The organism is Streptomyces sp. NPDC002623 (genome assembly GCF_053592635.1).
The window spans coordinates 24,744-46,134 of the sequence record NZ_JBSFWB010000054.1 but is presented as its reverse complement, the minus strand read 5'-3'; the positions used below and the strand labels follow the sequence as shown (position 1 = coordinate 46,134).

At 68.9% G+C, this 21,391-nt stretch carries 18 protein-coding genes; 11 read left to right on the top strand and 7 right to left on the bottom strand.

Annotated features, from left to right (window positions below):
- Positions 1-109: 109 nt before the first annotated feature.
- Both ACWD4O_RS45050 and ACWD4O_RS45045 read right to left on the bottom strand, forming a co-directional pair.
- Positions 110-2,323, bottom strand: a complete 2,214-nt coding sequence (locus tag ACWD4O_RS45050) for an alpha-1,4-glucan--maltose-1-phosphate maltosyltransferase (protein ID WP_451288881.1) — start codon at positions 2,321-2,323, stop codon at positions 110-112.
- A gap of 191 nt (positions 2,324-2,514) precedes the next feature.
- The gene (locus ACWD4O_RS45045; RefSeq protein WP_451288880.1) at positions 2,515-3,744 is read right to left on the bottom strand and encodes a S8 family peptidase; all 1,230 of its coding nucleotides are present in this window, start codon (positions 3,742-3,744) and stop codon (positions 2,515-2,517) included.
- A 304-nt stretch (positions 3,745-4,048) separates the two neighbouring features.
- Between ACWD4O_RS45045 and ACWD4O_RS45040 the strand changes: the two genes are divergently transcribed.
- Complete coding sequence (locus ACWD4O_RS45040; RefSeq protein WP_451288879.1) at positions 4,049-6,673, top strand: glycosyltransferase family 1 protein; 2,625 nt, start codon at positions 4,049-4,051, stop codon at positions 6,671-6,673.
- Positions 6,674-6,825: 152 nt separating this feature from the next.
- The gene (locus ACWD4O_RS45035) at positions 6,826-7,977 is read left to right on the top strand and encodes a hypothetical protein (RefSeq protein WP_451288878.1); all 1,152 of its coding nucleotides are present in this window, start codon (positions 6,826-6,828) and stop codon (positions 7,975-7,977) included.
- Here the strand turns inward: ACWD4O_RS45035 and ACWD4O_RS45030 are convergent.
- Both ACWD4O_RS45030 and ACWD4O_RS45025 read right to left on the bottom strand, forming a co-directional pair.
- The gene (locus ACWD4O_RS45030; protein WP_451288877.1) at positions 7,911-8,591 is read right to left on the bottom strand and encodes a hypothetical protein; all 681 of its coding nucleotides are present in this window, start codon (positions 8,589-8,591) and stop codon (positions 7,911-7,913) included. The two genes, ACWD4O_RS45035 and ACWD4O_RS45030, sit on opposite strands and share 67 nt — an antisense overlap.
- A 549-nt stretch (positions 8,592-9,140) precedes the next feature.
- Positions 9,141-9,854, bottom strand: a complete 714-nt coding sequence (locus ACWD4O_RS45025) for a Crp/Fnr family transcriptional regulator (RefSeq protein WP_451288876.1) — start codon at positions 9,852-9,854, stop codon at positions 9,141-9,143.
- Positions 9,855-10,045: 191 nt separating this feature from the next.
- Between ACWD4O_RS45025 and ACWD4O_RS45020 the strand changes: the two genes are divergently transcribed.
- The 9 genes from ACWD4O_RS45020 (at position 10,046) to ACWD4O_RS44980 (ending at position 19,375) form a co-directional block, all read left to right on the top strand.
- Entirely contained in the window at positions 10,046-11,461 is a 1,416-nt protein-coding gene (locus ACWD4O_RS45020) for a hypothetical protein (RefSeq protein WP_451288875.1), read from the top strand.
- Positions 11,462-11,522: 61 nt separating this feature from the next.
- Positions 11,523-12,776, top strand: a complete 1,254-nt coding sequence (locus ACWD4O_RS45015) for an AAA family ATPase (protein ID WP_451288874.1) — start codon at positions 11,523-11,525, stop codon at positions 12,774-12,776.
- Complete coding sequence (locus tag ACWD4O_RS45010; RefSeq protein ID WP_451288873.1) at positions 12,773-14,041, top strand: vWA domain-containing protein; 1,269 nt, start codon at positions 12,773-12,775, stop codon at positions 14,039-14,041. Before ACWD4O_RS45015 ends, ACWD4O_RS45010 begins: the two co-directional genes overlap by 4 nt.
- A 152-nt stretch (positions 14,042-14,193) precedes the next feature.
- The gene (locus ACWD4O_RS45005; RefSeq protein ID WP_451288872.1) at positions 14,194-14,520 is read left to right on the top strand and encodes a hypothetical protein; all 327 of its coding nucleotides are present in this window, start codon (positions 14,194-14,196) and stop codon (positions 14,518-14,520) included.
- Between the two features lie 268 nt (positions 14,521-14,788).
- A complete protein-coding gene (locus tag ACWD4O_RS45000; protein WP_451288882.1) occupies positions 14,789-15,394 on the top strand; it encodes an SMI1/KNR4 family protein in 606 nt (201 codons plus the stop codon).
- 1,274 nt (positions 15,395-16,668) lie between these two features.
- Positions 16,669-17,247: an SMI1/KNR4 family protein gene (locus ACWD4O_RS44995; RefSeq protein ID WP_451288871.1), complete on the top strand. Its 579-nt coding sequence runs from the start codon at positions 16,669-16,671 to the stop codon at positions 17,245-17,247.
- Between the two features lie 96 nt (positions 17,248-17,343).
- Positions 17,344-17,916 carry an SMI1/KNR4 family protein gene (locus tag ACWD4O_RS44990; protein ID WP_451288869.1) on the top strand — a complete coding sequence of 191 codons (573 nt, stop codon included), beginning with the start codon at positions 17,344-17,346 and terminating at the stop codon, positions 17,914-17,916.
- A gap of 294 nt (positions 17,917-18,210) precedes the next feature.
- Complete coding sequence (locus ACWD4O_RS44985; protein WP_451288868.1) at positions 18,211-18,711, top strand: SMI1/KNR4 family protein; 501 nt, start codon at positions 18,211-18,213, stop codon at positions 18,709-18,711.
- A gap of 181 nt (positions 18,712-18,892) precedes the next feature.
- Positions 18,893-19,375 (top strand): hypothetical protein, encoded by a 483-nt coding sequence (locus ACWD4O_RS44980; RefSeq protein ID WP_451288867.1) that lies wholly within the window; start codon positions 18,893-18,895, stop codon positions 19,373-19,375.
- Between the two features lie 106 nt (positions 19,376-19,481).
- Here ACWD4O_RS44980 and ACWD4O_RS44975 read toward each other — a convergent pair whose 3' ends face one another.
- Genes ACWD4O_RS44975 through ACWD4O_RS44965 form a run of 3 tightly spaced genes read right to left on the bottom strand, consistent with a single transcriptional unit; the run spans position 19,482 to position 21,332 of the window.
- Positions 19,482-20,228, bottom strand: a complete 747-nt coding sequence (locus ACWD4O_RS44975) for a class I SAM-dependent methyltransferase (protein ID WP_451288866.1) — start codon at positions 20,226-20,228, stop codon at positions 19,482-19,484.
- Positions 20,229-20,265: 37 nt separating this feature from the next.
- On the bottom strand, positions 20,266-20,469 hold the full coding sequence (locus tag ACWD4O_RS44970) for a DUF397 domain-containing protein (protein ID WP_451288864.1): 204 nt from the start codon (positions 20,467-20,469) through the stop codon (positions 20,266-20,268).
- Positions 20,470-20,480: 11 nt separating this feature from the next.
- On the bottom strand, positions 20,481-21,332 hold the full coding sequence (locus ACWD4O_RS44965; RefSeq protein WP_451288863.1) for a helix-turn-helix domain-containing protein: 852 nt from the start codon (positions 21,330-21,332) through the stop codon (positions 20,481-20,483).
- Between the last annotated feature and the right edge of the window lie 59 nt (positions 21,333-21,391).

The window sequence follows — 21,391 nt, the reverse complement described above, 5'->3', positions numbered from 1 at the left end:
TGGAAGGAGCGGACGAGGACTTCGTAGAACACGGCGCGTTTGAACCACTCGGGGTCGCGGTCCTTGGCGGGAGTGTCCTCGAAGGTGTCCGGAACAGGTTCGTTGACGCTCATGGTGTGGGTGACCCTCCGATCTGCGGGTGGGACGGTCGCAGGACGGTGAGTACGTGCGCGGGCCGGGTGCCCGGTTCCAGGCGCACGTAGTTGGCCCTGCCCCAGTGGTAGGTCTCGCCGGTGAGCTCGTCGCGCACCGGTACCGACTCGTGCCAGTCCAGGCCGAGTTGTGGCATGTTCAACGAGACCGTGGCCTCCTGGGTGTGGTGGGGGTCGAGGTTGACGACCACCACAACCGTGTTCGAACCGCTCGTCCTCGAACTCCTCTTGGAGTAGGCGATCACCGCTTCGTTGTCGGTGGGATGGAAGTGCAGGTCGCGCAGTTGCCGCAGGGCGGGAGCGGCCCGCCGGATCGCGTTGAGCTTCGTGATCAGGGGCGCGAGGCTGCGGCCCTCACGTTCGGCCGCCGCCCAGTCGCGCGGCTTGAGCTGGTACTTCTCCGAGTCGAGGTACTCCTCGCTCCCCGGCTTGAGCGGAGCGTTCTCGCACAGTTCGTAGCCGCTGTAGACGCCCCAGGCAGGGGAGAGGGTGGCCGCGAGCACGGCGCGGATCGCGAAGGCGGCCGGCCCGCCGTGCTGGAGGTACTCGTGCAGGATGTCCGGGGTGTTGGCGAAGAGGTTGGGCCGCATGTAGGAGGCGGCGTCCCCCGACAGCTCCGTGAGGTACTCCGTCAGCTCCTGCTTGGTGTTGCGCCAGGTGAAGTACGTGTAGGACTGCTGGAAGCCGATCTGGCCGAGCGTGTGCATCATCGCGGGCCGGGTGAACGCCTCGGCCAGGAAGACGACGTCCGGGTCGGCGGCGTTGATCTCCCCGATGACCCGCTCCCAGAACACGACCGGCTTGGTGTGCGGGTTGTCGACGCGGAAGATCCGCACCCCGTACGACATCCAGTGCCGCAGCACGCGCAGGGTCTCGGCGACGAGGCCGTCCAGGTCGGCGTCGAAGGCGATCGGGTAGATGTCCTGGTACTTCTTCGGCGGGTTCTCGGCGTAGGCGATGGTCCCGTCGGGCCGGTGGTGGAACCACTGGGGGTGTTTCTGCACCCAGGGGTGGTCCGGGGAGCACTGCAGGGCGAAGTCCAGGGCGATCTCCAGGCCGAGCTCGCCCGCCCGCTCCACGAACCAGGCGAAGTCCTCGATCGTGCCCAGCTCCGGGTGGACGGCGTCGTGCCCGCCCTCCGGCGAGCCGATCGCCCACGGCACGCCGACGTCGTCGGGACCGGGGTCGAGGGTGTTGTTGCGGCCCTTGCGGAACGTCGTGCCGATGGGGTGGATCGGCGGCAGATAGACGACGTCGAAGCCCATCGCGGCGATCGCGGGCAGTCTGCGCGCGGCGGTGCGGAAGGTGCCGTGCGGGCGCTCGGGGGTGCCCTCGGAGCGCGGGAAGAACTCGTACCAGGCCCCGTACAGGGCCCGTTCCCGCTCGACCAGCAGCGGCAGCGGCTCGGCGGCGGAGACCAGTTCCCGCAGCGGGCGTCGGCCGAGAACGGCGTCGACCTCCGGCGTCAGCGCCGCGGCCAGCCGGGAGACGGGCGGCCGGGTCTCGTCGCGCAGGGCGTCGACCGCGGCCCGCAGCACGACCCGGTCGGGCCCCTTCGGCACCGCCGCGGCCGCCCGCTCGTGGAGACTCGCGCCCTCCTCGAGGACCAGCTCCGTGTCCATCCCCGCGGGGATCTTGATGCGAGCGTGGCGCCGCCAGGTGGAGACCGGATCGCTCCACGCCTCCACGGTGTACGTCCAGCGGCCCGTTGCGTCCGGGGTGACGTCCGCGCCCCAGCGGTCGGTGCCGGGGGCGAGTTCGCGCATCGGCGTCCACGGACCGGGCCTGCCGTGCGGATCTCGCAGGACGACGTTGGCGGCGACGGCGTCGTGCCCCTCCCGGAACACGGTCGCCGAGACCTCGAACGTCTCGCCGACGACCGCCTTGGCGGGCCGGCGCCCCTGCTGGACCAGTGGGCGGACGTCGAGGACGGGTATGCGTCCGACGGCGGAGCTGCCGCCGCCCGCGGAGGATCGCTCCGGGGCGGCCGGCGGATCGGGGGTCGGGGTGATCTTCTCGGCGTGCTCGGCACGCTCGGCGTGCTCGATGCGCCTGCCGTGCTCGACGTGCTCGACGTGCTCGACGTGCTCGGTGTTCTCGGTGTGCTCGGCGTTCCGGGCGTGCTCGGGGCGGGTCGTCGGGGGTGTTGACGGGTGGTGCCTGGCTGGCATGACCGCTCCTGTCCGCATCAACGGGGGGTAGGCGGATGGATGTGGTGGGGAGGGGGTCCTGCGAGGGAGTACCGGAGGAGCCTTCCACCCTATTCGGGTGAGCAATCCGGCACTTTGTTAACTACTCGCGCGTATGTCTACGCACAAGACCGGCCCCGTTCGCGGGGAACGGGGCCGGTTCTGGCGCTCCGTCACCGGAAGGGTGGGACCTGCAGGAGTTTGTTCGGCGAACCGAGCCCCCGGCCGGAGACCTTGCCGTTCGCGGCCCCCGCGACCAACGCCCGCGCGACCTGTGCGGGCGTGGCCCTCGGATGGTCGGCGAGGTGTAACGCGGCCGCGCCCGCCGCGTGCGGCGCCGCCATCGACGTACCGGAGTACGCCACCCGGCCGGTGTCGCTCGCGTACGACGCGGAGGTGATCGACACGCCCGGCGCGAACAGATCGACGGCGGAACCGTAGTTGGAGAAGCCCGCCCTGGCGTCCTTGCGGTCGGTGGCCCCGACCGTGATGGCCTCCCGCACATCGGCGGGGGAGTGCAGGGCGGCCGGCTGCCCCAGGTTGCCCGCGGCGACGGTGTAGGTGACGCCGGACCGGATGGAGGTGCGGACGGCGGCGTCCAGCGCCGCGTTGTAGCCGCCGCCCAGACTGAGGTTGGCGACCGCGGGCTTGTGCGCGTGCCGGGTGACCCAGTCGATGCCCGCGATGGCCTGCGCGGTCGTGCCCGCACCGGAGTCGTCGAGCACCCGCACCGCGACCACCTGGGCCTTCTTGGCCACGCCGAGGCTCGCGCCCGCGACGGTGCCGGCGACGTGCGTGCCGTGTCCGTTGCCGTCGGAGGCGACCCGGTCACCGCCGACGAAGTCCCAGCCGTACCTGGCCCGGCCGCCGAAGTCGGCATGGGTGATCCGGACGCCGGTGTCGATCACGTACACCGTGACCCCGGCGCCCGCCGACTTCGGCCAGCTGTAGCTGCCGTCCAACGGCCGGCTCGGCTGGTCGACGCGGTCCAGCCCCCAGGACGGCGGGTTCCTCCCGACGACGTCCAGCGTCACCCGCGTGTCCTGGACGACCGAGGCCACCTCCGGGTCGGCCGCCAGCCGCCGCGCCTGTCTCTCGTCGGCCTCGACGGCGAACCCGTTGAGCACCGTGCCGTAGGTGTGGCTGATGGTGGCCCCGTACTCTCTGACGAGCCGTCGTCCGGCCTCCGACGACGCCTTCATGTCCCCCTTCAGCGTCACGAGATAGCTTCCGCCGACGGTGCCGGGCAGACCGGCGCCGCGTATCAGCCCGTCCCGTGCGGCGAGTGACTTCCCCTCCGGTGCGGCGTGCGCGGGCAGGGTGACGGCCGACAGCACCACGGTCGCGACGACCGCGGTCAGGCCCCCCGCCCGGCGCAGACGCCGTGCTCGCGTCCGTGCCATGGCTCGAGTTCCCCTCCTCGACTCGGCTACAGCCTCTCGTGCGGGGCGAACTGCCACAAGGTGGCCTGCGAGGGTGAAAGGGTATTTTTTAGGCCTTCCGGCGGCGCACCCGACCGTGCCCGGAAAACGCCGCGGCAGGCCGCTTCAGCCCGTCCGGCGATCGAGGGGGAGGCGGTTCAGGCCGAAAAGCGCGGGTCCGGGGGCGGCCAGCCCCCAGCGACGCCGACGCCGACGCCGGTACCTTCTACGAAAGACGTGACGCACACCGCCGTGCGTCTCTTCCTCACGCACGCCGAGGTGGAATGTGAAGGCGATCCGTCGATTCACCGTCCGACCCCTCCTCCCCGACCCCCTCCGGCCACTCAGCGACCTGGCCCGCAACCTGCGCTGGTCCTGGCACGCGGAAACCCGCGACCTCTTCCAGTCCGTCGATCCCGAACGCTGGGCCACCGCCGAGCGCGACCCGGTGAGACTCCTCGGCAACGTGCGCCCCGCACGGCTCGCCGAACTCGCCGAGGACCGCCGTTTCCTGCGCCGGCTGACCGCCGCCGCCGACGACCTCCACGACTACGTGACCGGCGACCGCTGGTACCAGGCACAGCCCCCCACCGCCGGGCTGCCCGCCGCCGTCGCCTACTTCTCGCCCGAGTTCGGCATCACGGCCGCGCTGCCCCAGTACTCCGGCGGCCTCGGCATCCTCGCCGGCGACCACCTCAAGGCGGCCAGCGACCTGGGCGTGCCGCTGATCGGCGTGGGCCTGCTCTACCGGCACGGCTACTTCCGCCAGTCGCTCTCCCGGGACGGCTGGCAGCAGGAGCACTACCCCGTCCTCGACCCCAACGAGCTGCCGGTCACCCTCCTGAGGGAGGACGACGGAGCCCCCGCGCGGGTCTCCCTCGCCCTGCCCGGCGGGAAGTCGCTGCACGCCCGGATCTGGCTGGCCCAGGTCGGCCGCGTCCCGCTCCTCATGCTCGACTCGGACGTCGAGGAGAACGACCTCGGCGAACGCGGAGTGACCGACCGGCTCTACGGCGGCGGCAGCGAGCATCGCCTCCTCCAGGAGATGCTCCTGGGCATAGGAGGTGTCCGGGCGGTGCGGACGTACTGCCGCCTCACCGGCCACGCCCCGCCCGAGGTCTTCCACACCAACGAGGGCCACGCGGGCTTCCTCGGCCTGGAGCGCATCGCCGAACTCGCCGATGCCGGCCTGGACTTCGACCCGGCGCTGGAAGCCGTCCGCGCCGGGACGGTCTTCACCACCCACACCCCCGTACCGGCCGGCATCGACCGCTTCGACCGCGGGCTCGTCGCCCGGCACTTCGGCCCTGACGCCGAACTGCCGCGCATGGACGTCGACCGCATCCTGCGGCTCGGCATGGAGACGTACCCGGGCGGCGAGCCGAACCTGTTCAACATGGCCGTGATGGGCCTGCGCCTGGCCCAGCGCGCGAACGGCGTGTCCCTGCTGCACGGCCGTGTGAGCAGGGAGATGTTCTCCGGCCTGTGGCCCGGCTTCGACCCCGAGGAGGTGCCGATCACCTCCGTCACCAACGGGGTGCACGCCCCCTCCTGGGTGGCCCCGGAGGTGCTGCGCCTGGGCGCCCGGCAGGTCGGCGCCGAACGCGCCGAGGACGCCCTGAGCGTCGGCGGCTCCGACCGCTGGGACGCCGTCACGGACATCCCCGACCAGGACATCTGGGAGCTGCGCCGCGATCTGCGCGAGCAACTGGTGGTGGAGGTACGGCGGCGGCTGCGCGCGTCCTGGCGGCAACGGGGCGCGGGCACCGCGGAGCTGGGCTGGATCGACGGCGCCCTGGACCCGGACGTCCTCACCATCGGTTTCGCCCGCCGGGTCCCGTCCTACAAACGGCTGACGCTGATGCTGCGCGACCGCGACCGGCTGACGGAGTTGCTCCTCCACCCGGAGCACCCCATCCAGATCGTGGTGGCGGGCAAGGCGCACCCGGCGGACGACGGCGGCAAACGCCTGGTCCAGGAGCTGGTCAGGTTCGCCGACGACCCGCGCGTACGCCATCGCATCGTCTTCCTCCCCGACTACGGCATGGCGATGGCCCAGAAGCTGTACCCCGGCTGCGACATCTGGCTGAACAACCCCCTGCGTCCCCTGGAGGCCTGCGGTACCTCCGGGATGAAGGCGGCGCTCAACGGCTGTCTCAACCTCTCCGTCCTGGACGGCTGGTGGGACGAATGGTTCCAGCCCGACTTCGGCTGGGCGATCCCCACCGCCGACGGCGTCGGCACCGACCCCGACCACCGTGACGACATCGAGGCGGCGGCCCTCTACGACCTCCTGGAACAGCGCATCACCCCCCGTTTCTACGAGCGCGGCCGGTCCGGCCTGCCCGACCGCTGGATCGAGATGGTCCGTCAGACCCTCACCCTCCTCGGCCCGAAGGTGCTGGCGGGCCGCATGGTCCGCGAGTACGTGGAACGCCTCTACACCCCGGCGGCCCACGCCCACCGCACCATGACCCCCGACGTCGCCCGCGATCTCGCCGCCTGGAAGCACCGGGTACGCGCGGCCTGGCACGCGGTGACGGTCGACCACGTCGAGACCTCGGTCGCGACGACCACCGCCGAACTCGGCACCACCCTCGCCCTGCGCGTCCGCGTGGGCCTCGGCGACCTGGCCCCCGACGACGTCGAGGTCCAGGCGGTCTCCGGCCGGGTCGACGAGGAGGACCACATCACGGACGCGACGACGGTCCCCCTCAAACCGGCGGGCGGCCCCGACCTGGAGGGCCGCTGGTCCTACGAGGGCCCCCTCTCCCTCGACCGCACAGGCCCCTACGGCTACACGGTCCGCATCCTTGCGACCCACCGACTCCTCGCCTCCGGCGCGGAACTGGGGGTGGTGGCGGTGCCGCCGGAGGAAGTGGTGGAGGCGACGGGGGTGGTGTTGCGGTAGGGACGGCTCTTCGGTGTGCGGGCGTCGGCGACCCCGGCGCCCGCACGCGCGCAGGTCACTCCGGCAGCGACGGGAAAGCCCTTGTCATGTCCGTTCAGGGCTGACATAGGCTGTGTCGCCCGGCAGCCGACTCGCAGAAAGGCCGAAGGCGCGTGTCTGACAGACCGTCCGATGAGCCCGGTCCCATATCCGACGAGGAGTGGGCGAAGTTCGTCCAGGACAGCGAGCGGGCGATACCCGCCTCCGCACCGAAGGAGCCGTCCGCGAGGGCTCGGATGGTGACCGCGCGGTTGCGGGAGCAGGAGGCGCGGGGGGAGTCGCCCGAGGGGTGGCGTACCGGGCCCGCCTTGCACGAGACGGCCGACAGGGCCGCTCGCAGGCGTCGGCGGTTGTGGGTGTTCCTCGGTCTGCCCGTCGTGATCGCTCTGGCCGTGGTGGCGATGCGGCCCTCGCTGCTGCCCGGGGATCCGTTCGGCGCCGGCTCGTCGGACGCGGCCGCCTCCGCGTCGCCGCTGCCCGCCGAGACCGCGGCGCCGACCGGCGCACCCGACGCGGTGGACCCCGAGGCGCCCACGATCGACCAGCCGTTCCGCGGCTCCCCGGCGTTGCAGTGGGCCGACGGCGCGGCCGCGATCGTGCCGCCCGAGGCGACGCCCGTCGGATCGCTGTCCGCGGCCGAGGTGGCGAAGGCGCTGGAACTGACCAAGAAGCTCCTGGTCGACGCGAACCTGGACCCGGTCACCCTGCGCGGCGGCCGTCCCGAGACCGCGTTGGCGGTGATCGAACCCCGGCAGACGGACCTCGTCAGCCAGTTGAACACCTCACTGAGCAAGCCCGACGAGAAACACGACCCGTTGGCGATGTTCAGCCGCTTCGACCCCGCCGACCTGCGGCTGGTCGGCGACGTGGTCAAGACCCGGGGCCGGATGACGTTCAAGGCGGGGGAACACGCCTCCGTCGCCGTGCACGCCGACTACACCTTCGTCTACCCGGTGGCGCGCGCCGAGAACGGCTCGACCGAGGTGGTCCGCACCATCGTCCGTCGGGTGCTCGACGTGGAACTCTCCGATCCGGCCAAGTACATCGTCACCCCGGGGAAGATCACCGTCACGAACTACGAGCAGGACATCGGCAACTCCGCCTGCGACGTCTACGACGGCTTTCTGCATCCCCGGTTCTCGACGACGGTCGACGCGGAGCCCACGGGCGCGTCCCCGACCGGGCCGACGACGGACCCCTACGACCGCAGCCAGGAGCTCAGCGCCGACCGCGACCAGGGATGCGGCGTCGTCTCCCGCACCTGACCGGCCGGCGGGCGGTCGACAGCCGAACCTCCCCGTAGGGTCATCCGGTCCGCGTCCTTGCGTCCCGTCCCCTGCTCCCGCCCGGCGAGGAGCCGGGGGAGGCACGCCTCTTCGAGCCTATGGACGTCCTGGCGATCCTTCGGGCGGTCCAGATGACGCTTCCACTTCAGGGTGTTCTCCAGCGTCAGGAATCTGATGTCGCCGACGACCTTCGCGGTCCGGATGAGGTCGTCGACCTCTCCCATCACGGACGGGAACCAGGCGTTCAGAACCTCGATCCGGGTGCCGAAGAAATACAGGGACAGGGCGTCCCCGTGGGGGGCGTGCTCGGGGCCGGGGAGCGACTGCCCCCGGGCCCGGGACACGGCGTGGTCCCAGCCGGCTTTCCGCGTGACGATGTCGAGATCGGTGACATGGTCGCGCAGCCCGTGGATGAACATGGGCGCGCTGCCGGCCACGACGAAGTCGTCGTTCGCCAGGCCGAGTGCCCCGAGCTGCCGGAAGTGCTCGGTTCGTAGTCGATCCGGCCGCACCGAACACTCGGGTACGACGGACGTCCGGCTCCCTCGGTCGGAGGTCGGGCGGTCGGAATCCGGGTGTCCGGTGCGCTTCATGCCACTAGCTCCGAACGGAGGTGCCGAGGGAGCTGGAGGAGCTGAGGGAGCTGAGGGAGCTGGGGGAGCTGGGGGAGCGGGGCGGGGGAATGGCAGCGTCCGCTACCGACGCTCTGATCAACGACGTCCACAGTTGTGCTGTCACGGGATCTCCTGTGAGCCTGGTTGCCGAGCCCTGCTGGGTGACCGACGCCTGGCGCCTTGGTAGGAGGCGCGCCTGATACATCGTCGGGCGACTGCCCACGCTACGTTCCGAAGCCCGGCGGAGCCACCCGCGCAGGGCCGAAAGCAAAGAGACGACAAGACCCGCGAACCATGTCATCCGACATAGTTCCGCCGCAGGCCTTGCGTCTAGGCTGGTCGGATCGGGTGGAGTCTCTTTGCCGAGCCCTCGTCCGGTGACCGCGCAGGCAGGCTGCGGGGGTGGTAGCCCGCAGTTTTGCCTGCGTTTGAGGTGCCCCGGTGTCATGCGGACGGCGTAGGGGCCTCCACGCCCGCCGTGTCACGGCGTCGACGTCGACCCGTCATCTCCCGTAGGGGCCGCATCGGTCAGGACCCGTGCGCCACCTCGGTCAGCGCGGCCCGGTCCCTCAGCTTCAGCTGGCGGTAGCCGCTCTCCAGCATGCCCGCCTTGCGGAACTCCCTCAGCGCCCTGGCCACGGAGACCGGCGAGGCGGACACCAGTGCGGCCAACTCGGCCTGGCTCAGGGCCACGTCGAGCACCATGCCGTCCTCCTGCCGGGAGCCCAGCGAATCGGCCAGCGACAGCAGGACGCGGGCCAGCCGCACCCGCACGCTGTAGGTGTGCACCTCGACCCGCGCGACGGTCGCCGAGCGCAGCTTCGCCGTCACCACCCGGAACAGCGCGGCCCCGAGATCGGGGTGGTCCTCGGCGAGCCGGAAGAAGACCCGGTGGGACACCCGCCAGGCGGTCACATGACCGGCCGGCGCGACCGTGGCCGACCGCAGGGGGGTCTTCTCCAACGCCGAGAGCTCTCCGATGACGTCCCCCGGACAGCGGATGGCGAGCAGCGTCTCCTGACCCGACTCCGAGGAGGCGGTCACCTTCGCCAGGCCCGACCGGATCACCAACAGGTAGGACGCCGGGTCCCCTTCCCGGAACAGCAGTTCGTCAGGGCCGTACGACACCTGGGCGCCCGCGTCGACGAGCGCCTGACGCGACTCCCGGGAGAGCTGGCTCAGGTACGAGCCCGCCGGCCAGGTGCGGTCGGCTTTCCATGGCACGGCCTCGGCCTCACCCATGCGTCCTCCCCCTCCACGCAGCCTGATGATGGCAGGCGCCGGGACGAACTGAGAAGGACGAGTGTTCTTCAGGCCACCTCCTGTGCCGGGAAAACAGCTGGGCCGGTCGGCTCGCGCCGCGTTATGCTCCCCGCGATGACGACTCACTCTCTTCACAGATCGGGGGTCCCGTCCGCGCAAGGTGAGTGCTGATGCTCACTCAGAACGCGAACAGGGACGACACCCGCTTTTCCTTCTGGCCGCGCGTGCGCGAGTTCGCCGTGCCGGCCTCCATGATCGAGACGGCGACCGCCCGCCGGCATGCCGGGGACTGGGCGGGGGCGTGCGCCGCCGCCCACCTCGACGTCGATCTCGACCTGCGTGCCGTGGCGGCCGCGCACGGACGTGACATCGCCTCCCGGATCAGAGCCGACCTGCGGCACCTGGCTCCCGACCTGCTGCGCTGGCATCTGCCGAGGGTCGCTCCCGACGGGTTGCTGAGACCGGGGCTGACCGTCGCCCTGGCCCGGTACGACCGTCCCGGCCGGTACGACCGTCCCGGCCGGTACGACCGTCCCGGCCGGTACGACCGTCCCGGCCAGTACGACCGTCCCGGGCGGGACGACACCAAGTGGCCGGTGCATCTGGTCGTGCGGACCCCGCCGGCCTGGGCCGATGCCGGGCAGCGGATCAGCCTCGCGGTGTGGGACGGCGCCCACGACGGCCATCCGCATCCCCACCCGAAACCCAGCCGGCGGTTTCGGCTCGATCTGCACCGTCACCTGTGGGACGCCCGCCGGACGGACGAGCTGCGCGAGCGGGCCGGCACCGCGCCGGACGGGCATGGCCGCGCCGTCGACCGGTGGGCCGACGAGGCCGAGATCCTGCTGCGGGCCGATGCGACGACCCGGTCCACATCCGTTCTCGTACGGCTCGGGAAGCGGCAGCGGCTCGTCCTCGACGACGTCGGGGCGTCCACGTTCCGGATCACCGAGCCGCCCCCGCGCGGCGACGGCTCCGTGCTGCCCGTGCTGCCCGACGCGGCCACCTGGGCGCCGCCCGATCTGGAGCTGATCCGGGCCGGCGCCATCGACGTCGACCGGCTGCATCCGCTCGTCGCCTCGGCGCTGGCCCCGGGGCACGAGCCGGCGGCGGCCGGGTCGCTCCGGGCCGACGACCACGCCGGGCGGCCGCGCCTCGTCGAGTGCCGGGGGGACACGCACCGCATCGGGCTGGTGGGCGGGGTCCTCGTCCCGCTCGACCACGAACCCGGCGAGATCCGGCGCGAGGAACTGCTGGTCGCACTGACCGGTACGCCCTTGCCCTGTCTCCGGGCCATCGACGAAGCCCATCGCCGGCCCGACTGTCTGACCGGGGTCCGGGAACGTCTCGTCCACGGGGACATCACCGGTGCGCTGGCCGTCGTCGAGGGACTGCTCGGAGCCGACGCGGTGCTGCGCGACGGCGCTCTGCGGGACGAACTGGAGTCGGCCGCGCGACGGCGGATCACCTATGGGCTGTTCCGCGCCGGGCTGGCCACGCCCGGACCGCGTCGGGTGGGACTGCGGCCGTCCGCCGACCGCCCCCGCGGCCACCGTTCACACCCGCGCCACACCCTCGGCCGCTGACTTCACTCACTTGTTCTTCTGACCCCCTCGTTCTTCTCGCCAACCCCGAAGGTGATCACGCATGCCCACACGTACCCCTGTTGCACCCCTGCCCGAACTCTCCGAACTCTCCCAACTCGACGTCGCCGCCGATCTGTTGACCCTGCTCCGCGACTCCACCACCGAACCGCGTCCCGACGTCCAGCTGGAGGCCCTGACCCTTGCCGTGGCCGCCGATCTGCCCGTGCTGCTCTGGGGGGAGCCGGGGATCGGCAAGACCGCCGCGCTCACCCAGCTCGCCGACGCTCTCGACCTGCCGTTGACGACCGTCATCGCCAGCGTGCACGAGCCGTCCGACTTCTCGGGGCTGCCCGTCGTCGGGGACGATCCCGCCGAGCAGGGCGTGCCGATGGCGCCGCCGGACTGGGCGGTGCGGCTGGTGCGGGCCGGCCGGGGGCTGCTGTTCCTGGACGAGCTGTCCACCGCGCCGCCCGCCGTGCAGGCCGCGCTGCTGCGGCTGGTCCTCGAACGGCGGATCGGTGCGCTGCGACTGCCGCCCGGCGTACGGATCGTGGCCGCCGCCAACCCGCGGTCCTCGGCGGCCGACGGCTGGGAGCTGAGCCCGCCGCTGGCCAACCGGTTCGTGCATCTGCAGTGGACCCACGACCACGAGGTCGTCGTCCGCGGACTCGGCGGGACCTGGCCCCGGGCCACCCTGCCCCGGCTCGACCCGGAGCGGCTGCCGCAGGCCGTGGACTTCGCCCGCCGCGCGGTGTGCGGGCTGCTGGCCGCCCGGCCCACGCTCGTGCACCGGCTGCCCAGCGGCGAGACGCGCCGGGGCGGGGCCTGGCCGTCGCCGCGCAGTTGGGACATGACGTTGAGTCTCGTCGCGTTCGCGACCGCCGCCGGGTCCTCCCGGGAGGTGCTCTCCCTGCTGGTGCGCGGCACGGTCGGGGACGGCCCCGGGCTGGAGCTGCTGGCGAGCCTGGACCGGATGGACCTCCCGGACCCCGAGACGCTGCTCGCCGATCCGGCGGCCGCCGAACTGCCCGAGCGGGGGGATCTGCGGCAGGCCGTGCTCGACGGGGTGGTGGCGGCCGTCCGCGCCCGTCCGGAGCGGTCCCGTTGGGACGCGGCATGGGCGCTGCTGGTGAAGGCCGTCGAGACCGGGGCCCCGGACCTGGTCGTCGTGCCCGCGACCACCCTCGCCAGTCTGCGCCGGGAGGACTGGGACGTCCCGGACTCGATCGAGAGCCTCGCCGGGGCGGTCGGCCTGTCCAGGCGGGCGGACCGGGCGGCGGCAAGGGTCGCAGACCTGGAGAGGACCGCCCGATGAGCTCTCATGAGGTGCAGACCTCGCTCGACGCGAAGACGTCGCTGGCCCTCGACCTCGACCTCGACAAGCTGCTCGCCGCCCGGCTCCAAGCGGCCCGGGCCCGGCCCTACCTGGCGACGGCGCTGTTCGCCCTGCACATCGTGGAGTCACGGCGGGTGCCGACCATGGCGGTGGACCGGCACTGGCGCTGCTACGCCTCACCGACGTTCGTGGACCGGACGCCGGTGGAGGAGCTGGCCGGGGTGTGGGTGCACGAGGTGTCGCATCTGCTGCGCGACCACCACGGGCGCAGTGACCGGGTGGCGAGGGAGCGCGGGCTGACCGGGCCGGGGGAGCGGCTGCGTATGAACATCGCCGCGGATCTGGAGATCAACGACGACGCCTACGGCGAGGGACTGGCCCGACCCGAGGGCGTCGTCGTGCCCGAGACGCTGGGGCTGCCCGACGGCGAGCTCATGGAGGAGTACCTGAGCCGGTTCCGGCTCGGGCAGTTCACCGACGGGCTCTCCTGGCTGGACTGCGGCAGCGGCGCCGACGGGCTGGAACGGGACTGGGAGCTGGGGCCCGAGGGCGCTCACGGGCTCAGCGAGCAGGAGCGGGACGCGGTCCGGTTCCGGGTGGCGCAGGGCATCAACGGGCGGCCGGGCAGGGCCTCCAGGCAGTGGCGGCGGTGGGCGGAGGAGGCGTTCCATCCGCCGCAGCCGTGGCGGGAGCTGCTGGGCGCGGCGGTCCGCTCGGCGACCTCCGGGCCGGGCGCGGGCGAGGACTACAGCTACGGCCGGCCCGCCCGCCGTTCGGCGAGCGTCCCGGGCGCGGTCCTGCCGAGCCTGCGACGCAGACCGCCCCGGGTCTGCGTGGTCGTCGACACCTCTGGATCGGTCAGCGACGCCGAACTGGGCAGCGCGCTGCTGGAGGTCGCCGCGATCTCCCGGGCCGTGGGCGGCCGACGTGACCTGGTCAGCGTGGTGCCGTGCGACGCGTCGGCCCGGATCGCGCATCCGCTGTGCCGCGCGGAGGGGATTCCGCTGGTGGGCGGTGGCGGCACGGATCTGCGCACCGGCTTCGCCAAGGCGCTGCGGCTGTCGCCCCGACCGGACGTGGTCGTGATCCTGACCGACGGCCAAACCCCCTGGCCGGCCACCCGCCCCCCGTGCCGCACGGTGGTGGGCCTGTTCCCCCGGCCCTCGGATTCCTACGACGAGGACGACCCCGACTACGTGCCGGATGCGCCGCCGGGGTGGGCTCGGGTGGTGGAGCTGGGGTGACGGCGATCGGGTGGCGAAGTGAGGGTGCTATGCGGCGAATTGCCGTGTGATCATGTTCACTTCGCCTGTAGGAACCGTGTGAATATCTTGTGCTTTTGTTTGGAGATCTTTTAGAACTTGCCCACTCGTGATCTTTTGGGTGGGGGGATTCCGTGCGTCCGGCACGCTCGCTGGTTCTTGCTGTTGTCTTCGTCCTGGCCGTGCTGGCCGGGACCGACCAAGTCGCCTTCGCTGTGGGGCAGTCCGCGGGCGGCGGCTCCGGGGAAGCCCCCGACCAGCGCTGGGGTTCCGCCGCGGGGCGCGGTCACACCGCGTCCGCGCAGGCCACGGACGCCTCCGCGAAGGGCGGGCGCGACGGGGCGCTCACCGGGCGGGGCGAACTCCCGGCCGAGCAGGCCGAGGGCGTCACACGCCTGCCCAGCACCGCCCGGACACCCGAGCCCGGAACTGCCGTCGAGGTCGTTCCGGAATCGACCTGAGGAACCTGGTTGCGGAGTATGAGAAGACGAACAGTCCGTATCTCAACCATGGCGTGGAGAAGGAGATCAGAAATTCCATCAAGTCGGGCAAGCATCTCGCTATCTCCGTGATTCCGCATTATGGAAACAGTGGCAGCGGGATCCCCGCTGAAATTGAATACAACTACGGAGCCTTGGAGAGCGGCAAAATGAAGCATTGTGTTATCACGCAATCACCTGCAGGAGGAACCACCCGAGGTAGTGCAGATTGCCCGAAGAGGTGAATGGGATGAGGGATAGTTACCTGGAGCGAGTGCTGGACATGCTCGGTGAGCCGCCGGGGCGGTACCGGAACCCAGTGGCGTGGGGCGAGATTGAGGGCGAACTCGGCACAAGCCTACCAGGGGAATATAAGGAGATCATCGACGGATATGCGCCTGTTCTCGTCAATGGTCATCTATCTTTGAAGCATCCGGCGACTGGGCGTTGGAACTTGGGCGAGTGGATTCGTAGTACGGCGGAGGCTTGGTCGCAGGTCGAATGGGGCGACGGGGAACCCGAGGGTGACCCCAGAATCTCGCTCGGTATCCCTGAATTGGAATTCGGTACCCCGAATGGGCTGATTCCGATCGCATCCACCGACCGAGGGGAGACTATTTTCCATGCACCTCGGGGAGCGCAAGGGAAGGGATCGCTCTTCGTTGAAGATGGCGAGGGTGAGTTCTTCGAATATTCGATCGGATTCGCCGAGTGGCTTTGGCGCTGGCTTGTCGGTGAAGAGGTTACTGGGCCAGGCGGCTCTGCCTTCTACCCCGGTCCAGTGGCATTGCAGGACCTGCCCATGACTCCCACCGAGCGTCCGGAGAGGCGGTACGGACCGCCCCGCGGAATGTAATGGACGAGCCGCTCTCGGTCGAACCTCAACGGGATGGCGGACGATCTGCCGCAGTGTTTCGCGAGCTAGTCGGTCGGTTGCTGCAGAAGAGTATGAACGAATACCGTTCCGAAGCGTCCCAGGCGATGCATCAAATTCCGCAGGTCCACCCCCCCCGGCGACCACCGATGACCTCTTGATACTTGAGGGTCGGGCGGGGCAGGTGCTGGAGTCGAACTATCGTGCCTTTCTGTTGCTGACGGATGGGATGGATGGCTTCAGGTTGGACATGCCGCTCTTCGGTTTTCATGACTGGGGAGAGGGGGGGGCGAGCTGTCGATGGGGTGGCTTTTCTGGACGGCGTGAGAGAGGACGGTACCGCCGAGGACGTTGGCCTTCCGGCGGACATCGATTTGTTCCCAGTGTCGGTCGATGCGGACAGGACCCGGGCGATCTTCATGCTTGATTGTCCCGATGTTCTTCCAGAGCGCTTTTGGTGGGTCGGAGAGGGTAGTAGTTCTTTCTTCGGGACTTTCCTCGACCTGCTTGGGTATGTCCTTGACCCGCACTCCTATTTGCCCCGGGAAGAAATTGACTGACCTGACTGAAGGCGAATACCTTTCCTTGATGAGTGGAATAAACAAGTGGACGAAGAGAGACTCGAGATGGTCAGAGCCTGCCCTCGTGGGGCGGCCGTCCTGAGGGCTGCTGTAGTAGTGGCCGTTCTGTGCGTGGTGGGATGTTCGGCTGGCGGGGGCGCTGGTGCCGGCGAGCCTTCGGGCGTTGAGAGTTCTCCGGTGAGCTCGGTGTCCGCGTCGGTGAGTTCGTCGAGCGGTGTTGCGTCACCGAGCCCTTCTCCGAGTCGCTCGGTGACCGCGTCGGGCACGCCATCGCCGTCGAAGACCTCGGCTTCGCGGGCCACGAGGGATTCGTCGGCGGATGTGGGCAGCGGCTCAGGTAGGTCGAGCGGTTCAGGTACGACCCGAACAGGGTCGGGCGGGTCGGGTTCTGTTGCCCAGAATCCCAACCGTGGCTCGAATCCTCCGCCCGCGCCGCCTCGTCCGTCCCCCACTCCGGAGTGGACTTCGGCGGAATGGCAGCCCGGCGATCCGGTCGAGACAGGGGTGCCGGGTTCGGGGGGATGAGGACCTGAGTTCGCGGCGCGGCCCCTCGTCCGTGAGGGTTGCCTACGTTGCCGCAATCTGACGGTGACACGATCGATTGGCATGTGTTCGCGGACTCAGCTGAATGTTATGCCTTGGCATTAGTGAGGGGACCCAGGGATGGCGCACTCCATGGTCGATCGAATCCGACACGTGCTTCCGCCCTCACCATCAGGCGGAGACCTGGTCGACTGGGAGATGGTCGCTCGCACTACGGGCTGGCAATTCCCACCGGACTACAAGGCGTTCGTTGAACTCTACGGAGGGGGTGAGATCGACGAATACCTGTCCGTCAGTACACCGCCTGTTGAGGGGTCTCCACTTGGAGACCTGTTGGACCGCGTGGACCCAGCACTCCCCTCGGACTGCCGTGAAGAGTTGGCCCCTCATCTTCCGGCTGGCGTCGAGCCAAGGCTTCTGCCATTCGGCGATACGGCAAACAGTGACGTCGTGTTCTGGTTGATTGAGGGCGCTCCAGAAAAGTGGAAAGTCGTTGTTTTTAGGCGGCAATCGCCTTATGGGGAGAAACGTTGGTCAATTTTCGACGGGGGTATGGTCGATTTCTTTTGGTCCATTCTCTGTGATTCTCTCCAGCCTTCAGTCAGCACTTTGCGGATGATGAGCCGCATGAGTACCTCAGTTGGCGTGACGACTGACGGAAGGCCGGTTTTCGTGAGTAGCGCGGGTGTGAAAGGTGAAAGAATCCATTGATTCCTGGGATGCTTCCGGGGGAATGGGCACGGGCTGCCTGCGAGCTACACCGTCGACCGTGTCCGTTCGGTAAGTGCAGGTAGGAGAACAGTAGTCATGGCAGCGCGAAATAGCTTCGAGGTATTGAAGGAACTGTTGCCTCCACGGTCGGGCGGCGGCCTGGCCGTGGACTGGGCAGCGGTCGAGCAAGCCTGGGGGTTGGAGTTTCCCTCCGACTACAAGAACATCATTGCTCACTACGGCGATTTGATCCTTGAGGACTATCTCCAGGTCATTGGGCCCTCCACCGTGACACCGGCAACCTGCGACGAACCCGGAGCGCCGCGCGGCGGCATGGGTTTCATCACAGCGGATACCCGTGACACCTGGACGGACACGGAACCCACTGAAATCGACGCCGAACCCGAGGAATTGGTGACCTGGGGAGCCGCGAGCAGCGCTGACCTCTTCTGCTGGCTCACCCGCGGCGAACCGGACAAGTGGCCTGTGCTGGTCTTCAGCCACGGCGACGACACCTGGACCCAATACGACTTCGGGATTGCGGAGTTCCTGGTCCGCGTACTGACTGCGCAACCGGGCGTCGAGATGATGGAGGGGACGATGTTGTGGGGTGACAGGAATCCTTCGTACGTCAATTCCGCGGAGTGTCGCCGCGCACGGGGACAGTAAGCCCTTTTAAGTAACAGACGATGACGTTGTGTGGTCGCTCAAATGGTGCGGTCGTACTCGAGTTGGAGCAGGGCAACGAGGTCTGCGGCGATCTTCGTGATGCGCTGGGCCGAGGCTGACCCTGTGCGGGGGTAACGCGTCGTCGCGCTTTCTGTACCGCGACGAGGAGCAGCGACTCCGTGCTTTCGGCCTTGACCCGTGGACCGGGGAGTCGGATCCCTTTGCAGGCATGTTCGGCAACTGACACAGGTAGGCCGGTTTCTGCTATGCAGGCGTGATCCGTGGAGAAGTAGTATGGAAATGTGGATGCTTATCGGCGAGCTGATGCGCGCTAGGACGCGCGACTACCTCGCTACTTCGCCCCTGGATCCGGAGTGCATGCCCGGCCTCAGGCCCCCGGCGACTTCCGTGCAGATCGAGGCTCTTGAAACTCTGGCTGGCCAGCCGCTGGATCCGGATTATCGAAAGTTCCTGTCTCTGACGGACGGATTGGGCGGATTCCAATTCACGATGCCGCTCTTGGGGTGTTGTGACTGGGAGGATCCGGAGCTGAACGGACTGGCTTCGATGTTCCGCGATATCATCCTGGAGGCCGACCTACTGGATGATGTCGGGCTGTCGGAAGAGACATATGTCTTCCCGGTCTTCGTCAACCGCCAGGGGTCTGCGGGCGCCCTGATGCTTCACGCCAGTGATGCATTCGCGAAACGCTACTGGTGGACCGGTTCGGGAGACAGTAGATTTTTCCATACCTTCTACGACCTTGTAGCCTACATAGCGGATTTGCCATCCTGAAGTCCGAGGTACTCGCCCGGCTGACCTGGCGGGGCAATAGTCGGCCACCTGCTCCAGGCTGCTAGCCGTACATTGTGTACTTCGGGAGGTGATCTTCTGCAAGAGAGTTGAAATGTGTCTAGCGGCTACAGAGCTTGGCATCGGTTCGGCGTAGGTGTGCATGCTTAGCGGGAGGGATGCGTTGTCCGTCGATGAGCTGGTCAAGATCCTAGGAGTGCCTCATCGGGATCCAGTTGGCGATTTGGGGACCGTGGAGAGTTCCCTCGGGATCGAACTTCCCCGAGAAGTGATGGAGGTTTGCTCGGTCTACGGAGACGTGGTGATCTCTGATTTCATGTTCGTCTTCGGCCCCAAGTTCATGGCTGCGAAAAACGCGTGGATGAGTGAATTTGTGCGCGATGACCTTTCTTTCATCCCTCGACATGTTCTACCGACGGCCGGAGGAATGCTCCATTGGGCACACACCATCGAAGGGGACAAGCTATTCCTGGAGGATCGCGGGGGAGGGAAGTGGACTGTCTCCGCTTTTCGGAGAAGCTGGGGAGACTGGTATGAGACCGATGACACTCTTGTCAACTGGCTTGTGAAGGTCTTCACGGGGTGCTGTGCCACGGATTGGATGCCCGAGTGGCCTGCACTTCATTGGTTTGAGAGGGGTAATTAGAGTCGGCTCGGCTAGTTGAGTGTCCAGGATCGCGGGGTGGCATGCCGAGGAATTCGGCTCGGTGGATTCGGGTGGCTGGTGCTCGTGCCGTTTCTCCGCCCGTCGGTTATCGCCACGTGTATCGCGCCACCGTGTAAGCGGTTGGGCCGGTAAGCCTTGTCCCTGTGCCGTCGAGCATGTCCAGAACCTCGAAGCCGGCGCCCTCCGCGTAGCGTTCCAACTCGCGGGGGAACAGGACGCGTCTGCGGATCCAGTCTCGCGCCTCGTCGCCTGAGGGGAGCGCCCAATGCCGATGCATGGTGTTGATCTGGGTCCGCAGGTCCCACGTGTGGCAGATGGTGACCGTGGCGGTCCCCTTCGGGGTGTCCACCGTGGCTGTGGTCGGCTCGGTCCGGGTGATCGGGGCGACCGGGGAACACAGCACGAGCAGCGCTCCCGTCCGGGCATGCGCCGCGAAGGTGGCGAAGACCTCGCCGATCGCCTTGTTGTCGTGCACGTAGGCGAGGCTGTTGCCCATACAGGTCACCACGTCCATGCGCTTGCCCAGTCGTACGGTGCGCATGTCCCCGGTGCGGATGTCCAGCCCCGGCCGGGCGTGGTGGGCGTAGTCGACCATGCCGGGCTGGAGGTCCACGCCGATGCACTTGTAGCGCTCGGCCAGGATCTCCAGGTCCCGGCCGGTACCGCATCCGAAGTCGATCAGGGTCTGGGCGTCCGGCCGGTGCAGCTCGATCAGGGTCTGGCACATTCCGGCGCTTGTGCTGTCGGACTGGACCACGTCGTAGAGTGCCGGATCGCGGTACAGGAGGTTGGTGGCTTCCACGTCCTTGGCTTCCGTGTTGGCGCTGGTCACCTGATCCCGTCTCGCCTTCAAACTCAGCCACAGAGCGTCAGGGCTGCGGTGTGGAGTCCCGGACCTGAACTTCTTTGAGGCCGCGTATCAGAGCCTGCAAGCGGGCCGGGGTCGTCGTCAGTACCGTCTCCGGCTCGTCGCTCTCCCGGAGGTGGAGCGTGCCCGTGGGGCCGGCGGCGATGTTGACGCAGTTCGCGGCCTCGGCGCTGTAGGTGGACTTCTGCCAGGTGAGGTCGGTCATGGCGGGGCTCCTCAGAGGTCGCTGGAGATGCGGTGGATGAGGTCGCGGGACTTCGTTTCAGGGAGAGCGCGGGATTCCATGCGGTCCAGGACGGAGCGATAGCGGTCCAACTGGGCTTCCGCGTCGAGGAACTCGCAACCGTGGTCGGTGTCCAGCACCACGGTGTCGAGCTGGGGCACGGGTCCGTCGGCCACGGTGATGGGCTGGCCCGAGGCGGGGAAGCCGGTCTGGCCGAAGGGGATCACCAGGACGGTGATCGTGGGCTGCTCGCTCATCTCCACTAGGTGGTCGAGCTGGGCGCGGGCGATGTCCGGGCCGCCGAAACCCATACGCAGGGCTGCCTCGTGAACGACGGCGGCGTAGGGCGTCGGGGTGCCCTCGAACAGTACGGACTGGCGCTTCACCCGGTACGAGACGCGGTGCTCGATTTCGTACGCGCGCAGGGGCGGGACCGCCTCGCGCATGGTGGCGCGGGCGTGTTCGGGCGTCTGCAGGAGTCCTGGCATGTGGACCGTCACGGACACTCGCAACGCCGTGGCGTGGTGCTCCAGTTCCGCGAGGTCGAGCAGACCGGACGGGAGGTTGTCCCGGTACTCCTCCCACCAGCCCCGCTTGCGGCCGCCTGTCATCGCGGCCAGAGCGTCGACGTAGGCCTCGTCTGCGCAGCTGTAGATGCGCGCGAGCGTACGGACGCGCTCGGCGCTCACGGCGTACCGCCCCGCCTCGATGTTGCTGATCCGGGCCTGCGGCCCTCCGAGAAGTGCGGCAGCCGCAGTCGAGGTGAGTCCGGCGCGTTCGCGGAGCTTGCGCAGCTCGGCTCCGAGGCGCTGCTGGCGCAAGGTCGCGGTGGGGGCGGGTGGCATGGCGGTTCGCTTCTCTCTGGGTGCGGGCCTTCAGCAGCAGGTCACCTACACGGGTGATG